General features: G+C 30.2%; 20 protein-coding genes and 1 pseudogene. All 21 read left to right on the forward strand.

Annotation, left to right across the window (positions count from 1 at the left end; genetic code table 11):
• Positions 1-100 precede the first annotated feature (100 nt).
• The 21 genes and pseudogenes from DWW96_RS11995 (at position 101) to DWW96_RS12080 (ending at position 15,823) form a co-directional block, all read left to right on the forward strand.
• Positions 101-679: a hypothetical protein gene (locus tag DWW96_RS11995; protein ID WP_117910581.1), complete on the forward strand. Its 579-nt coding sequence runs from the start codon at positions 101-103 to the stop codon at positions 677-679.
• A gap of 2 nt (positions 680-681) precedes the next feature.
• Positions 682-1,632 (forward strand): phosphotransferase, encoded by a 951-nt coding sequence (locus DWW96_RS12000; protein WP_243003078.1) that lies wholly within the window; start codon positions 682-684, stop codon positions 1,630-1,632.
• Positions 1,633-1,638: 6 nt separating this feature from the next.
• Positions 1,639-1,791: a hypothetical protein gene (locus tag DWW96_RS14110; RefSeq protein ID WP_158562708.1), complete on the forward strand. Its 153-nt coding sequence runs from the start codon at positions 1,639-1,641 to the stop codon at positions 1,789-1,791.
• A 23-nt stretch (positions 1,792-1,814) separates the two neighbouring features.
• The gene (locus DWW96_RS14280; RefSeq protein WP_199522695.1) at positions 1,815-2,039 is read left to right on the forward strand and encodes a hypothetical protein; all 225 of its coding nucleotides are present in this window, start codon (positions 1,815-1,817) and stop codon (positions 2,037-2,039) included.
• Positions 1,963-2,370, forward strand: coding sequence for an NUDIX domain-containing protein (locus DWW96_RS12005; protein WP_117910582.1), 408 nt, complete (start codon positions 1,963-1,965; stop codon positions 2,368-2,370). Before DWW96_RS14280 ends, DWW96_RS12005 begins: the two co-directional genes overlap by 77 nt.
• A 378-nt stretch (positions 2,371-2,748) precedes the next feature.
• Positions 2,749-3,213, forward strand: coding sequence for a class I SAM-dependent methyltransferase (locus DWW96_RS12015; protein ID WP_158562709.1), 465 nt, complete (start codon positions 2,749-2,751; stop codon positions 3,211-3,213).
• Between the two features lie 70 nt (positions 3,214-3,283).
• Positions 3,284-3,427, forward strand: coding sequence for a hypothetical protein (locus tag DWW96_RS14625; protein WP_336305845.1), 144 nt, complete (start codon positions 3,284-3,286; stop codon positions 3,425-3,427).
• Between the two features lie 111 nt (positions 3,428-3,538).
• Positions 3,539-3,796 (forward strand): annotated as a pseudogene (locus tag DWW96_RS14630) (DUF1016 N-terminal domain-containing protein); the annotation flags it as partial.
• Between the two features lie 18 nt (positions 3,797-3,814).
• A complete protein-coding gene (locus DWW96_RS14635) occupies positions 3,815-4,324 on the forward strand; it encodes a PDDEXK nuclease domain-containing protein (RefSeq protein WP_346432191.1) in 510 nt (169 codons plus the stop codon).
• A gap of 235 nt (positions 4,325-4,559) precedes the next feature.
• Entirely contained in the window at positions 4,560-5,648 is a 1,089-nt protein-coding gene (locus tag DWW96_RS12025) for a M14 family zinc carboxypeptidase (protein WP_117910585.1), read from the forward strand.
• Between the two features lie 53 nt (positions 5,649-5,701).
• Entirely contained in the window at positions 5,702-5,941 is a 240-nt protein-coding gene (locus tag DWW96_RS12030) for a gamma-D-glutamyl-L-diamino acid endopeptidase 1 (RefSeq protein ID WP_022088522.1), read from the forward strand.
• 159 nt (positions 5,942-6,100) lie between these two features.
• Positions 6,101-7,324 (forward strand): N-acetylmuramoyl-L-alanine amidase, encoded by a 1,224-nt coding sequence (locus DWW96_RS12035; RefSeq protein ID WP_117910586.1) that lies wholly within the window; start codon positions 6,101-6,103, stop codon positions 7,322-7,324.
• A gap of 72 nt (positions 7,325-7,396) precedes the next feature.
• A complete protein-coding gene (locus DWW96_RS12040; protein ID WP_022088524.1) occupies positions 7,397-7,999 on the forward strand; it encodes a class I SAM-dependent methyltransferase in 603 nt (200 codons plus the stop codon).
• Positions 8,000-8,230: 231 nt separating this feature from the next.
• Complete coding sequence (locus DWW96_RS12045; RefSeq protein ID WP_346432192.1) at positions 8,231-8,464, forward strand: helix-turn-helix transcriptional regulator; 234 nt, start codon at positions 8,231-8,233, stop codon at positions 8,462-8,464.
• A complete protein-coding gene (locus DWW96_RS12050; protein WP_117910588.1) occupies positions 8,451-10,583 on the forward strand; it encodes a leucine-rich repeat protein in 2,133 nt (710 codons plus the stop codon). Before DWW96_RS12045 ends, DWW96_RS12050 begins: the two co-directional genes overlap by 14 nt.
• A gap of 177 nt (positions 10,584-10,760) precedes the next feature.
• Positions 10,761-11,315: an RNA polymerase sigma factor gene (locus DWW96_RS12055; RefSeq protein ID WP_022088527.1), complete on the forward strand. Its 555-nt coding sequence runs from the start codon at positions 10,761-10,763 to the stop codon at positions 11,313-11,315.
• 2 nt (positions 11,316-11,317) lie between these two features.
• Positions 11,318-12,058 (forward strand): hypothetical protein, encoded by a 741-nt coding sequence (locus DWW96_RS12060; RefSeq protein WP_022088528.1) that lies wholly within the window; start codon positions 11,318-11,320, stop codon positions 12,056-12,058.
• Entirely contained in the window at positions 12,045-12,908 is an 864-nt protein-coding gene (locus DWW96_RS12065; protein WP_117910589.1) for an ABC transporter ATP-binding protein, read from the forward strand. The genes DWW96_RS12060 and DWW96_RS12065 overlap by 14 nt, the downstream gene beginning before the upstream one ends.
• Positions 12,909-12,935: 27 nt before the next feature.
• Positions 12,936-14,138 carry a hypothetical protein gene (locus tag DWW96_RS12070; protein ID WP_117910590.1) on the forward strand — a complete coding sequence of 401 codons (1,203 nt, stop codon included), beginning with the start codon at positions 12,936-12,938 and terminating at the stop codon, positions 14,136-14,138.
• 84 nt (positions 14,139-14,222) lie between these two features.
• Positions 14,223-15,299, forward strand: a complete 1,077-nt coding sequence (locus tag DWW96_RS12075; protein WP_117910591.1) for a hypothetical protein — start codon at positions 14,223-14,225, stop codon at positions 15,297-15,299.
• A 188-nt stretch (positions 15,300-15,487) separates the two neighbouring features.
• Positions 15,488-15,823: a hypothetical protein gene (locus DWW96_RS12080; RefSeq protein ID WP_117910592.1), complete on the forward strand. Its 336-nt coding sequence runs from the start codon at positions 15,488-15,490 to the stop codon at positions 15,821-15,823.
• The last annotated feature ends 28 nt before the right edge of the window (positions 15,824-15,851 follow it).

A 15,851-nucleotide genomic window follows, 5' to 3' on the forward strand; every position in this document is an offset into this window, starting at 1 on the left:
AAAAGCTATCATATGAAGAACAATCAGCAACAGTATATTGAATATGTTATGCGATTTGCGGAAAAAAATAAAAGTCACATTTGGTTAAGTGGTTCTTTTTTTGCATAGAACTGCTACATTGTTCTTTGATGTAGATATAAGTACCTTTTGTAACACGGAAAATTTGAATGAACTGATTTATGGTTATGGAAAACCTGTGTATATATCATTTACCCATAAACCATTAGGCATACTTATCGTTATATATGAAGATGGAGTAACTGTTGATTTGGAAATAATCGAAAAAATAGATATTTCAAACAGTGAATTCTTCCATACTGATGATATTAAGTTATACGATTACAGTAGAAATGAAAAATTATGTAAAGAGTTTGCTTTAAGAGATGATATGCACTATCAAATCTCTCGTTTGTTTCATCGTAGTTTGATTAAGTTCTTATCGGGCAAACAGGATATAGGTGTAAGCATAGCAAACGAGGTGGCTACATTTATTAATTGTAATATCTTTATTAATAAAGCTTGTTACAGGAATAACATTATTGAACTTTTGAAAGTTTTTAATGAACAGTATAAATTACCATTAGAATACTTAGCTATTTTGTGTGAATTGATAGAGGAATTGGATGAAAAAATTGTCCGTAAATCAAGTAAACGAATCCCAAGTTGTAGAGTTGGATAATTATGAAATATAGAGGTACACAGATGTTTGAAGATATAAAGAATAGTAGTGATTGGCAATCTGTTGATAAGGTTTCAAAGGGATGGTCAAGCGATAGTAAATACTTTATTAAAACAAAAGAAGGAAAGATGCTATTACTTAGAATATCAGATATGGAACAATATGAAACAAAGAAAAAAGAATATGAGATTGTAGAAAAATACTCAAAACTTGGATTTTTAATGTCTCAACCAATTGATTTTGGAATTTGTAACAATGGAAAAAACGTGTATATGTTGCTTACTTGGATTGAAGGTAAAGATTTAGAAGAAGTATTATCTGACTTGACAGAAGAACAACAATATCAGCTTGGAAGACAAGCAGGAAAGATTTTAAAGAAAATACATTCAATAGATGTTGATATAAATGACATTCCAAAAGATACAAAGAAATCGAAGAAGTTGCAGCAATTATCACGTTATGAAGAGTCACACGTTCGTATTGATGGTGATGAAATTGCAATTAAATATGTAAAGGAAAATATCGACCTAATATGGAAAGAGAAACCTGTATATATGCATGGGGATTATCACCCGGGAAATCTTATTTACACAGATAATGGTTTAATTGGTGTAATTGATTTTAATCGTTGGGAAGTTGGTGACCCTTATGAAGAATTCTATAAACTTGAAAGTTTTGGAATTGAAAACAGCATTCCGTATTGTATCGGACAAATAGATGCATATTTTGATGACCAAATACCAGAAGACTTTTGGAGTACACTTGCAGTGTATGTAGCACAGGCTTCTTTATTTTCAATTAAATGGGCAGAGAAATTTGGGCAAGAAGATATAGATAGTATGGTAGTTAGATGCCGTATGGCACTTGATGACTACGACAATTTTGAAACGTATATACCAAAGTGGTATACAGATAAGTATAGGAATAACTTTAAAAAGAAGGAGATGAAATAATAAACTATGGAAGGCACATATGTAAAGAATTTGATTTGTAAAGTTATTGATAAATCAGAAAGTAATAATTGGGATAATGCTGTAATGGAGTGGAAAATTATTGATTGCGAGGAAGATGAAAATGCTCTGAAATATGCATATGTGGAAAAGAGAATATAAAGTATTTATATACTATTAAAAATATGTATAATGGAAATATTTTATATCCGGTAGGAAGTTCGTGTATTACGAAATTTGATAGAAAAGACTTAAGAGAAAAAACATCTTTAATGGAGTCACAGTTTAAGCTGTTGCATGCGGTAGAAGAAGGAAAATTCTTATCACTATCTGTTGAATTATTTTCGCGTAAATTGTTATTGTGGTTATACGAAGAAGGGGCAATTTATAGCAAGTGGTGGAGAAGATGAGGATGAAACTATAATAATATCTGCAAAACGAGAGGCATATGAAGAAGCAAACATAGGTATGGATTGTAAGTATTCTGTACTTGATACACAAAATGGCATACCAACATACTGTTTTAAAGAAGCAAGAAAAATATGGGGTGAAAATTGTTTGGTTTTTCCTGAATATACATTTGCTGTTAGGATGGATACAACAATTTTGGAATTGTCTCAAGAGCATACGGAATATGAATGGGTTGATTACAAAACCGCATTAAAAAAACTTAGCTATGATAGTAATAAAACTGCGTTATGGGAATTAGATAGTAAAATTAAATTAGGAACATTAAATTAAGAATATTTATATTATGATTTATATACAACAAAATTGTAGTGCGTTACAGTTATAAGCTGGTCATAAGCTCCAGATTTTGAAATATAGGCTGAAAATTAGGGCTATTAGCAAATAGTAAATGACGAAGAATCTAATAAGCCAACTGGTATTATTCTTTGCACTGATAAAGATTCAGTGGTTGCAGAATATGCTTTAGAAGGATTGGCAAGTAATATTTTGCATCAAAATATATTTATTATATTACCAATAAAGAACAACTCATAACGGAGATCAAAAAAGTGATAAATCAGTGGAGTAAAAATAAAAGATACAAAAAATGGAAGAAATTGCATATGTATTGCTCGACATTATTATGATAGGTTGTGTAAAATAGATTGTGTGGATATACTGGATTTAGCTATCGAAAAACTTTATGCTAATGCTGATGAATATGGTGTTACATCAAATATATGTGGAATAGTTAAATCGATTGATGATTATCAAATCAAAGAAAGAAATTATGATTTAGTAATGGCGGTATCATCTTTGGAACACGTAGATTCAAAAGAAACCTTTGTTAATAAATTGCGGGAAATAGAACATGGCATCCGCAAAAATGGCATTGTATGTTTAGTTGTAAATTCAAATATAAAAGAGTTTGACAAGAAAACAGGAAATGAAATACTTCCACAATTTGAAGTATGCTTACCTACAGAAGAAATGCAAAGGATTTTTGAAAAAGCTTTTAGTGAATGGACAGTATTAAAATCTACTGTGGTGGATCAGCAATATGATATTCCGAGAGATAGTGGAATATGTGAATTGAAAACAAGTGTAGTTACTTTTGTAGCAAAAAAAGGATAGAGATAAAATGGTTAAGGCACTATTGCAGAAAAAAATCAGTATCAAGAAGTGGCAAAGGAGAATAATACATATGGAGAATAAACTAATAAACACTGGTCAAAATAGTATTATGGATAATTTTATTGAGACAGATGATATATTAAAAGACATGCGACAGATTATTGAATCCTCACAGAGAGCTGCACATCAGGCAGTTAATATGACTCTTGTGTAGAGAAATTGGATGATGGGTTATCGGATCGCCAGTGAGGAATTGCATGGTGAAAAGCGGGCAGAGTATGGAAAAGGTTTTACAAAAGCAAATCTATAAAATTTTTATTCATTTTATAAAACTTATCCAGAGATTTTCCACTCAGCGAGTGGAAAATCTCAACCGATATTATCATGGACATATTATCGCATTTTATTACAAGTAAAAGATGAAAAGGCACGTGAATGGTATGAGAAAGAAGCGCTTCAACAAGCATGGAGTGTTAGAACATTACAACGTAATGTTTCTTCACAGTACTATTACCGTATGCTTCAGACTCAAAAGAAGGATCTTGTAGAAAATGAAATGAATGAACTAACCAAGGAATATTAGAATGATAAGTTAGAATTTATAAAAAATCCGGTTATTGCAGAATTTTTAGGTATGGCTTCAAATACAGATTTTACTGAAAGTGATTTAGAAAATAGCATTTTGTCTAATTTACAGAAGTTTTTGATGGAATTAGGGAAAGGGTATGCTTTTGTGGCAAGACAGCAACATATTCATACAGAAAAGCAGGATTATTATATTAATCTTGTTTTCTATAACTATATTCTCAAATGTTTTGTACTAATAGATTTGAAAACGCAGAAAATTACACATCAGGATGTAGGTCAGATGGATATGTATATTCGGATGTATGACGAACTTAAACGTAGTGAAGGAGACAATCCTACGATTGGAATTGTCCTCTGTTCTGATACAGATGAGGACGTTGCAAAGTATTCTATTCTTCATGGTAATGAACAGCTGTTTGCATCAAAATATAAGTTATACTTACCAACAGAGGAAGAATTAAGAGCAGAGATTGAAAATCAGAAAACAATGTTTTATTTGCAACAACAGGAAAATGACGAGTAGTTTTATTAAAGTATAGAAATACTAATGAGTTACTATATTTTGCAAATGTATATTTGAAAAGGTTATTATCAGGTTGGGACCCCGTGCCCCAACTATTTTTTTTATTATTTCTAAATAATAAACCATAGAGGATGTATTTTTCTACAAAAATAGAATTCTAGTAATTAAATAAACAGGCATTTTGTAGTATAATATTTATATATAAACTGGAACGAAAAATTGAAAGGAAAAACATATGAAAAAAACGCTAAAGACACTAATGTTAATTGCAATAATTGCAATGGGAATTAATTTGACAGAGGCAAAAGCCGAAACTTCGGGAGAGATAACAGTACCGGAAACGACAGTACAAGAAGCAACAACGTTACCGGAAACGACTACACCTCAGGAAACAACAGTAATAGCGGAAACAACTACGCCGCAGGAAACAACAACAATACCGGAAACAACTACAACAAAAGCAGAAGAAACAACAACTGTACAGCCGACAACTAAACCGGATGTGGACACAACAGGAAAGAACGTGAAAAAAGGTGGCTACGTAAAGAAGAATGTTTCTGCATATAATTTGAAATTAGAGAAAGTGACAGAAGTTGAAAAAGGTGTTCGTTATTATGTTTATAAAGAATGTAATAATGGATATTCATTAATTAAAGTGGGAAATCAGGAATTATTAGTTGAAACGAAATATATTACCTACAAATGTAATGCTAAAAAAATAGTAAATACATCAGATAAAAAATATTCATACTCAGATATGAAAGTAGATTTAAAGAAATTAGAGAAAGCATACGGTTCAATATTAAAAGTTGATATTGCAGGAAAAAGTTTGGATAAAAGAAATTTATACTATGTTACATTGGGGAATGCTAAAGCAAAGAAAACGGTTTATGTAGAAACATCCGTGCATGCAAGAGAGTATATGAATACTAAATTTATGATGAAAGTTATTGAAGATTATTGCAGAGGATATGATACGAAAAAATATAAAGGAAAAAAATATAGTACAATCTTTAATAATGTTAAATTAGTAATTATGCCAATGGTAAATCCGGACGGAGTAACAATCAGTCAGTATGGACCTAAAAAAATAAGAAATGCTAAGTTACGTGAAAATCTTTATAAGATAGCAGGCGGAGTTGATTTCAAAATATGGAAAGCAAATGCCAGAGGTATAGATATAAATAGAAATTACGCAGAAGGTTTCGACAGAGGTGGTGCAAAAACACCAGGACATAAGCAGTATGCCGGTAAAACACCTATATCTGAAATGCCGGTAAAACACCTATATCTGAACCGGAAACCAAGGCACAGGTATCGGTAGTAGAGAAAGTTAAACCAGATGTAGTAATTTGTTATCATCAGGCAGGTGAAGTTATGTATCATCTTAATCACACAAAGCTTAGCAATATGCTTTATTCCATGACACATTATACTCACATAATAAGTGGGCAGACTCATTATGGAACATTCAGTGATTATCTTGATGCCAGAAATATACTAAATTGTACATTAGAAACAGGATTAACACCGGCACCTGTAAAAAACAGCATGTATAAGAAAATATATAAGACAAATAAAGATGTATTAGTAGCGGTTGCAAAAATGTATTTATAATAAAAAGGCGAAGTCCGGATTCTTTAGGATTTCGCCTTTTCTGAAAAAATATAAGAGGTTAAACAATAAATGGGTTAATTTGATTTGAGAAAAATTCCCCGCTAAATTTATTTGCACTTAATAAATATCTATCAGAGTAAGTAAGAAAGGTGGTAGTATATGAACAGAAATACAATAAAAAAAATAATTGCATCAGGACTGATTATAGTAACAACAGTTGTATTTGCAGAAATTAATAATAACGGACTTAAAATGCCGGGTAATATTGCATTTAATTCTATAGTAGAAGCAGAAGAAATTTCTACAGGTAATACAGAGGCCGTAAAAGAAGATAAAAGTAAAGTCTTGCCGGAAGTTAAAAATTATTCCCTTAAGCAAAGCAATATTAATATATTATCAGGAAAGCCGGGAAATGTTACAGTTTCGTGGACTAAAAATAGTAAGGCTAATGGATATCAGATTCAATATTCTACAGACCAAAATTTTGTAAACTCAAAAATTAAAACGATAAAAGGTCAAAATAAAAATTCTACAAAACTTGCTAAATTAAATAGTAAGAAAAATTACTATGTAAGAGTCAGAGGATATGCAAAGAAGGGTAGAAGTAAATATTATTCAGACTGGAGTAGCTGTGCTGAAATAATTTCGTGGAATTCTAAATGGGAATTTGCAAGTTATTCAAAAATGCATACAGATTCAGCTGTTTTATATTTTTCAAGAGCATCAAAGGTTAAGAACAAAACTGTTTGCATAAATGCAGGACATGGAACTAAAGGTGGTGAAAGTGTTAAGACTTTATGCCATCCTGATGGTAGCGCTAAAGTAACCGGCGGAAGTACTTCGCAGGGAGCAATAAGAGCTACATCAATTAATGGTGGAACTACTTTAAATGACGGGACACCTGAAGCAAAGGCTACATTAAATTTGGCAATGATAGTTAAGCAGAAACTTTTAAAAGCAGGATATAATGTTTTAATGGTTAGGGAAGACGAAGATGCTCAGATAGACAATATAGGAAGAACTGTATATGCAAATAACTGCGCAGATTATCATATTGCACTTCATTATGATTCGACTTCATCAAATAAAGGGGCTTTTTATATTGGTGTTCCAGATAATCAGTCATATAAAAATATGTATCCGGTTTCTAAAAATTGGAAAAAACATAACAAATTAGGAAAAAATCTCGTATTGGGAATGAAAAATGCCGGAGTTAAAATATATGGGAATGGTGTAATGGGAATTGATTTGACTCAAACTTCCTATTCTACAATACCTTCTGTAGATTTAGAAGTGGGAGATAAGAGTAGTAATCATTCAAATAAGACATTAGAAACAATTGCCGTAGGAATTGTTAAGGGAATGAATAAGGTGAATAAGTAATTGAGTTACTGATATTAATAGGTCAAAAAATGGAAAGTGTAAGATAGGAGATATGCATTTTTGCGATAAATTATGAAACAAGACAAAAACGAAATAAGGTGGGACAAACTTCTTAAGATTCGCACCACAGGAAGAGATGATTCAAAAGCAGACCAATATAGATATCCTTATGAGCCAACGCCGTATTCAGTGCTAGAGCGTCTTGCCAACAGTGGGCTTATACGTAAAAATAATACATTGATTGATTATGGATGCGGCAAAGGAAGAGTTGATTATTTTATGGCATATCAGACAAAATGCAAATCAATTGGAATTGAGTACGATGAGCGTATTTATGAAAAGGCAATGACAAATAAAGAAACTGCAGTGTCATCTAATAAAGTCATAATTGAACTTGCAAATGCAGAGAAATTTGAAGTACTTGAAAGTGTGGATAAGATTTATTTCTTTAACCCATTTTCTGTAGAAATCTTGCAAAAAGTAATTGCACAGATACTAGATTCTTATTATGAAAATATAAGAACGATACAACTGTTTTTTTATTATCCATCAGATGAATATATTTCGTATTTAATGACGGTAGACGAATTAATGTATTATGATGAGATTGATTGCAGAGATTTATTTGACGGAAATGATAGTAGAGAACGGATTATGATTTTTGAAATTATGTAGGCGATAATTATGTGATTGAAAATAAGTTTCTGTATAAATATTGTAATTTTTAAATATGAAATTAAACTTTTGGGGTTAATTTTAATATATAAATTATAATATTTAACCTGTTTAGCTAACCGTGTATAGGTATCGGCATCACTTTTTATTTGTATTCCATATATATTTTCACGAGTAACCAGTACTGCATCAGCTCTGGCTTTACCCGTTTGTTTCTCTTATTGGAAAAAAATTGCAGATAGATTAAGAAAGGTAAGAAAAAGACGTTCTATTTCTCAGGAAAAACTTGCAAATATGAGTGGAGTTAGTTATGGCTCAATAAAAAGATTTGAAGCAACAGGACAGATATCGCTAATAAGTCTTACAAAGATAGCAACAGCTTTAGGTGTAGCAGATGAATTAAGGGAATTATTTACGGATGTTCCTTATAGAAATATTCAGGAGGTTATAAATGAAACAAAATAAAATGAAAAATTTTTTAAATAAACTTGTAGCAACAGTATTAACAATATCGTTAAGTTGTTCATATGGAATTGTGTCAAATAAAGAGGTTAAAGCAGATAACGGATTAATTCCGACAGCATATGATAATTTGAACAGATCATTAAGAAAGAAGTCACAGCTGGTTAATTTGGCGAATGGATATATGCGTGTTTTTTATAATGAAGAAAACATTGGAATAGAATATTATGACAAGAATTTTAATATACAGAGCAGAAAAAATATAAACATGGAATTGCCGATGTGGGGTGGATTTTATGCAGGAAATAATGGCTATTATTTGGTTGAAGGAGTAAGCAACACTGATGAATCAGATACTGCAGAGGTAATTCGTGTAATAAAATATGATAAAGATTGGAACAGAATTGGAGCAGCATCAATTACAGGAAACAGCAATTTATTTGGTGGTGAAGTAAGGTATCCATTTGACTATGGGTGTGTTGAAATGACAGAATACAATGGAAAATTATTTGTTGTAACAGGGCATCAGGGCTATGTAGACCCAATGTATAAGCAGGGACATCAGGGATTTTTAATGATTAGCGTGGATGAAAATACAATGACGGGTCAGATAGTTAAAAGCGATTTGTGGCATTCTTTTGCACAATACATAGTTGAGAAGAATTCAAATTTGTATGTTTTAGAACAAAGTGAAGGTTCAAGATATACTAAACTTACAAAATACAATGCTGATTCATTAAGAGCAGAATCAATCCCATTACTTGAATATGGTGGTGAGCATACATCCGCATGGGCTATATCATGTTATGCAAGTGTAGATGATTTAGCTGTTTCGGCAGATAATGTTTTGTGTTTGGGAACATCTATAGATCAAAGTCAATATGAAGTTGTAAATACGAATACAGCACATAATATTTATCTTACAGTTACTTCACAGAATGAATTTGATGAAGAAAATACACAGATAAAATGGATGACTAACTATAAAGATGATGGAAGTTGTTTTATTGGAACTCAAATAACAAAAATAAATGATAACAAGTTTATGATTTCATGGGAAGAATATGGAAAAAGTCAGACTGCAGGGACAGAAGATTTATTAGAGTCATCTATTTTACATTACATTTTTGTAGATGGAAATGGTAATAAAATTAGTCAGGAATTTACGGCATCAGCACCAATTTCAGATTGTCATCCGATTGTAGATGGCTCAAAGATTATATATTATGCATCAAGTTCAAATATGGTTGATTTTTATTCTATAGATATTAATAGTGGAAAGATGGATAAAAAAATATATCGTGTAGCAGGACAAAATGCAACATGGGATTTTGAGTCTTCAAATGGAACATTAACAATATCAGGTTCAGGTGCGATAGATATTGATACAGAAGTTCATTATAGATATCCGGTTTCATCAACAAGTAGAGGATTTAGTTATTCATCATCTGACAACACATGGACAAATATAAGGAACAAAGTAAAGAAAATTGTAATTAAGTCAGGAATAACAAGCATTCCGGATAATGAATTTAAAAGTTTTGATAATTTAGAAGAAGTTGAAATTGGCAAAGGTTTACAGAAGATAGGGGATGAAGCATTTTATGGTTGTAGAAATTTGAAAAAAATAACAATTCCTGCAAGCGTTAATAGCATAGGAAAAAGTTGTTTCGAAACAGGATATTTCTGGATTGGCAGTGGAAAACCGGTTATTTCAGTTACAATATATACAACTGAAAATTCATATGCAGCACAGTATGCTAAAGCAAATGGAATACAATGCAAGATTGTGAATAAAAACGCAGATAAAACAAATCAAACTAAGAAAAAAACTAAAATTGCGAAAGCAAAAATTAACATAAAATTATCATCTAAAAAGAAAAAGACAATAACAGTTAAATGGAATAAAGTGTCTAATGCCAAAGGCTATCAGATACAATACGCAATGAATAAGAAATTCACAAAGAATAAAAAAATTGTGAAAACAAATAAGCATTCAATGCAGATTAAAAAACTTAAAGCCGGTAAGAAATATTTTGTAAGAGTAAGAGCATATAACATAACAAAAGGAAAGAAAAAATACACAAAATGGAGTAAAGTAAAAAACATTAAATGTAAGTAATACAGGAACTCATGATGTCAAAATTAGGAGTGTCCAGATAAAATGCCACTTGATTGAAATAAAATCAAGTGGCATTTTGTGTGTAAATAAGAAATTCTTCCAATATAATAAATCTTAAAACTATTTTCAATTTATTTTCGTATATAATAATGTAATACAAATTACAGGAGAAAAAGAATGCATTCAGATTATAGGCTTATTAGAGAGATAAAAAAGAAAAATGACAGAAACTCAGCAAATGAACTGGTCAGCAGATATTATGACGAAATTTATGTTTATGCTTATAAACAACTTCAGGAAAAAGAGTTAGCAATGGACATGACGCAGGACATTTTTATAGCAGTATTAAATGGATTACATAGCTATGATGAGAAAAAAGCTTCTTTTAGAACATGGCTTTACAGGTTGGCCTCAAATAAAATAACAGATTTTTATCGGAGCAGATTTTATAAACAAAAATTATTAGAAGCCGGTCCGGTAGAAACAGATTACATCGGGACGAATGATAATCAGGAAGAAATGATTATTAATAAAATGACAAATGAAAAAATGATTCAGGATGTGATGATACTTATATCCGGATATAATAATGAGTGGATTAGGATATTCCAAATGAAAATATTTGAGGAGTTATCATTTAAAGAAATTGCTAAGGAATTAGGTATTTCAGAAAACACGGTTAAAACGCGTTATTATACGATGATTAAAATGTTGAAAAAGGAGTTAGCGTAATTATGGAAAATAAATATAAATTTGATATTGAGTACCCTACACAAATCGAAAAACAAAACAGTATAAATTTTATACTTGATGCGACTAAAAAAGAGGAAGAGCCATTGATTACAAGGCTAAAAAATCTATTCTTAGGACCGGGAATAAATGTTATATTCTATCAGTCAAAATTACTTGTATTAATGTCACTTGCTATATATTTGTTTGCAATATCTTTAGGATATGTTTCATTTTCAATAAATGATTATATAAGTCCTGAATACATGATAATAATAATGTTTCCTGTTATTAATGTGTCATTTTTTGCACTATCAATGTGGAATGAAGAACAGTCTGCAATAGTAGAACTTAAACGCACATTGAAATACTCACAAAGTTATATTATTACACTTAGAATGTTGTATGTGAGTATATTAGCAATCGTCATCAATGAGGCAATGCTGTTAATTATAACTGATGTTAAATATCAGTTAAAAATAGTCATTATTGCTTTTGCTACGTCATTTATTTTTTCTGTAGTATCACTATGGCTGTATGACAGGTTTAATAATTATTACAATATAGTTTTTTTATGCATAGCATGGATAGTGGGAACGACAGGAATATCAAAATATAATTCATTAATTATAAATACAATGCTAAATACAGTGCCTACTGTTGTTTGTGTTGCAATTGCAGCTATTAGTTTTGGAATATTTATAGCTTATTTAAGAAAGGTGGAAAAAGAAAATGCTTACGCTTAATAATGTATCGAAAAATTTTGGAAAATTTACGGCAGTAGAAAATATAAGTTTAAACATGGATAATGGATTATATGCACTGTTAGCACCAAATGGAGCAGGAAAGACGACCATTATAAAGATGATAACAACTTTGCTTAATCCTACTGAGGGTGAAATTTTATATGATGGAGTAAATATAAAAACAATGGGAGCGGCGTATAGGGAATTGCTTGGTTATTTGCCACAGGATTTTGGATATTACAAAAATAATACTCCAAAGCAGTATCTTTCATATTTGGCAGCTTTAAAGGGAGTACCTAAAAAAGAAACAGCAGAAAAAATTGATTATTTGTTAGAAATGGTAGGATTGTCAGAAAATGCTGACAAGAAAATGAGAAAATTTTCAGGTGGAATGATTCAGAGAGTTGGCATTGCACAGGCAATGTTAAATGACCCTAAGATATTGATTTTAGACGAACCGACAGCAGGATTAGACCCAAAAGAAAGAGTGAGATTTAGAAATATAATTTCAGTATTGTCTAAAGATAGAATAGTCATATTATCTACGCACATTGTGTCAGATATTGAATCAATTGCAAATCAGGTGATTCTTATAAGAGATAAACATATTTACAAAATGGATTCCGTAGCAAATATTTGTAATGAGTTATCAGGAAAGGTATTTGAGATGCAGGTAAGTGACAAAGAATATGCACAGATGGAAGAAAAATATATTATTTTGTCAGCAAGACAGGAAAAAGGATATATGACTATCAGAGTGTTTGACGAGGCAGATGATGGAACTGATAATGATAATAAGATAAGTGTTTCACCAAATTTGGAAGATGTATTTTTAGTTAATTACAATTAACATAATAATGGTTAATGGGAGAAAAATATGATTAAATTTGAGTTAAAAAAGATATTTAATATAAAAATCGTGCTTGTAATCTTTGTACTTACAGCTTTATTTTACAATATGTTTTTAAGCACTAATTATTTTGCTACATCTAATATGGGGGCAGAAGATAAATTATGCACCATATTAATGAAAGATTACGGAACAAAATTTCCGGTTAGTGAAAGAAATAAGTTAGAAGAAATAAAACAAGAATATATTGAAAAAGTTGACAAGTATATTGCAGGGGATGAAGTATTGAAAAATGCAGGTATAACTAACTATAAAGATTACAAATCAATGCGCTCAGAAGAAGGACTGGATGATAAGGTAAAAGAAAAATTAAATGACATTTCATTTGGAAGCTATGCTGAAGAAACATTTCTGATTCAGGAGGTGGATTACTGGCAGGAATGGGAAACAGGGTTACAGTTTGCAGGGCTTAGTAGGGAAAATGCAGAGAGTAATATAACAGAAAATGTAAGACGACATACAGGGGAAGTAAATAAGCTGAATCCTAAATTTCTTGAAAGAATGGAAAAACTATATACAAGAGATTACACGTCGCTTTTATCAGAAGATGCAGCTGAATGTGTAAAAAGTGATTTACCTTTGATTGGTTTGCTAATGTTAATATGTTCTGCTTTATTGATAATACCTTATCAGATACGGGAAAGAATAAGAAATGTGAATACATTATTTTATACTACAAAACATGGAAGAAATTTGGTTAACACCAGAATAACAGCTACCGTTATTACTACCGTTTTAGTTGGAATAGCACATATAATTATATTTTATGTATATTTGATAATTAGAGGAGTTGGAAAATATTTGGATTGTCCTATATATTGCACTGCAAGAGTTAATTCATGGTATGATTTGAATTTTGGTACATATATTTGCTTAAATTTATTACTATACATATTTGCAATTATGTCACTTATAATGCTGTATTTTTTAATATCAAAAATATCACTAAATTATGTGGTTGGTTTTGCAAGTGCAATTCCTTTTACGGTTATCATAGCTATTATTTTTAATAAAATAATGTATGGATATTTGATAATAGAAAACAAAATGAAAATAACTTACGATGTTTACCGCCCTATATTGATTTGCATAAGTTTTACAATTATTGGTTTGATTATTGCAGTAGCGTTAGCAAAATATGAAAAGAAAAAAGATGTAGTTATTTGTTAATAAGCAGATTAAAAGATAACTATTTGTTAATAAGTAAAATTAAAGTATAAAAATTTGTTAATAGATGAAAAAGGAAGTGGTAATTTGCTGATAAAATATGAAATAAGAAAAATAATAAAAAATCCTATTGTGTGGATATTAATGTTATTTTTTCTTGTCATTAATATTTTGAATATTGAAATGCAGGTTCATGATTATAAGAAAGACATAAAACTTACGTATCAGTATATTCTAAACGACAAAATTGATAAAGAATATCTGAATTCTGTTGTTTCAATATATGATGATTTTAATATGCAGATTGTAAAAAATACTAAAATGGATTTGTATGATTACAATCCAAGTGGAAAGTATAAACTGTTTATAGACAACTGTTATAAAAAATTAGAAAAAAGAGTAGAAGAAATAAAAAATGATGGAGAAAGTACACAATTAACTTATCCGGGTCAGGTATATAGATTACATAAATTGCTTTATTACAACATATTTAAAAAACTATTGCTGGAAATGGCTGTTGTAATAAGCATATGCACATTATTTTTAATGGATTATGAAAGGATAAACAATACGACAGGAATAGTATATGCGACCAAAAAGGGACGAACAATTCAGAAAAGTAAAATGATAAGTGCAATGATTGCCGGGAGTGTTATTAATGGTATTTTGATGATAGGAACTCTAGGATATTATTTCGCAAATATTTCTTATAAAGGACTTTGGAATACCTCATTATCATCGGCAATGGCTATGGAATCGAGAGGAATTCTTAAATATCCATTCATTACTTATGCGAAAATGAGTTATGCAAAATATCTTTTATTCACAATATGCTACGCAGCAGTGCTGATATTACTTATCAGTGTTTTAAGTAGTGCCATTCAATTAGTAACTAACAATAGTTACATAAGTATAATTATTGTTGTCATTACAATGTTGGGATTATTAAATGTATTACAATTTTCTACAAACACATGGTTTGATTTGTTAATATCATTTAATCTGGCTTCAAGCTGGAATGATTGTGGTTCATGGTTTATGGAAAATCATTTATTTACTTCGTTTAAAGCTTATGATTGGATTAGTATTTTGGTGCAAACCTGTATTGTAAGTATTTTATTTAGTGTTGCTTATAAGAGATTTTGCAGAAAAGATTACGTGTGATGAATAACGGGTGGGTATTGGAAGGATAAGTGTGAATAAAAGTAGCTCAAAGTAAGTAAAGAAGCAGAAAAAATTTTGTTAAATATTGAATTATCCTCTAAAGATGATATATTATTAATTAATATTATTTTAGGGGATGATTTTATTTATAGGATAGACGAAACAAAATTGATGAAAAATGTATTCTTATGATTCCGGCAATGTTAGATGCACATTTTTCATTGCTAAATTATGCTTTTTATTCTAAAAATTATCATCCGATAATTATAGAAAATGAAGAAGGAATAACAGATATTGGGCTAAAATATGTAAACAATGAAATGTGTTATCCGGCTATTTTGAATAAAAAAGAGGAAAAAATTATGTTAAAAAACGAACGAAAAATTGTAGATATTTTAATTAAATATTCGGATTATTTATTTGTGTTAGCAATAACAATATTATCTATTTATATAAGAAACAGATTGCTTCCAATCGTATCAGGTGATGCCAATTATTTCGAGAGTGTGAAAGTTTTTCTGTAAATTAATATTTAAATATAATTAATAGGCC

The organism is Eubacterium sp. AF17-7 (assembly GCF_003461285.1).
GTDB lineage: Bacteria > Bacillota > Clostridia > Lachnospirales > Lachnospiraceae > Eubacterium_U > Eubacterium_U album.

Excerpts from the sequence above, each read along its gene's own strand:
- DWW96_RS12080 (WP_117910592.1), top strand. The coding sequence starts at position 15,488 with ATGATTCCGGCAATGTTAGATGCACATTTTTCATTGCTAAATTATGCT.
- DWW96_RS14280 (WP_199522695.1), top strand. The coding sequence starts at position 1,815 with ATGTATAATGGAAATATTTTATATCCGGTAGGAAGTTCGTGTATTACG.
- DWW96_RS12055 (WP_022088527.1), top strand. The coding sequence starts at position 10,761 with ATGCATTCAGATTATAGGCTTATTAGAGAGATAAAAAAGAAAAATGAC.
- DWW96_RS12040 (WP_022088524.1), top strand. The coding sequence starts at position 7,397 with ATGAAACAAGACAAAAACGAAATAAGGTGGGACAAACTTCTTAAGATT.
- DWW96_RS12035 (WP_117910586.1), top strand. The coding sequence starts at position 6,101 with ATGAACAGAAATACAATAAAAAAAATAATTGCATCAGGACTGATTATA.
- DWW96_RS12070 (WP_117910590.1), top strand. The coding sequence starts at position 12,936 with ATGATTAAATTTGAGTTAAAAAAGATATTTAATATAAAAATCGTGCTT.
- DWW96_RS12065 (WP_117910589.1), top strand. The coding sequence starts at position 12,045 with ATGCTTACGCTTAATAATGTATCGAAAAATTTTGGAAAATTTACGGCA.
- DWW96_RS12050 (WP_117910588.1), top strand. The coding sequence starts at position 8,451 with ATGAAACAAAATAAAATGAAAAATTTTTTAAATAAACTTGTAGCAACA.
- DWW96_RS12030 (WP_022088522.1), top strand. The coding sequence starts at position 5,702 with ATGTATCATCTTAATCACACAAAGCTTAGCAATATGCTTTATTCCATG.
- DWW96_RS12025 (WP_117910585.1), top strand. The coding sequence starts at position 4,560 with ATGAAAAAAACGCTAAAGACACTAATGTTAATTGCAATAATTGCAATG.
- DWW96_RS14110 (WP_158562708.1), top strand. The coding sequence starts at position 1,639 with ATGGAAGGCACATATGTAAAGAATTTGATTTGTAAAGTTATTGATAAA.
- DWW96_RS14625 (WP_336305845.1), top strand. The coding sequence starts at position 3,284 with ATGGAGAATAAACTAATAAACACTGGTCAAAATAGTATTATGGATAAT.
- DWW96_RS12000 (WP_243003078.1), top strand. The coding sequence starts at position 682 with ATGAAATATAGAGGTACACAGATGTTTGAAGATATAAAGAATAGTAGT.
- DWW96_RS12060 (WP_022088528.1), top strand. The coding sequence starts at position 11,318 with ATGGAAAATAAATATAAATTTGATATTGAGTACCCTACACAAATCGAA.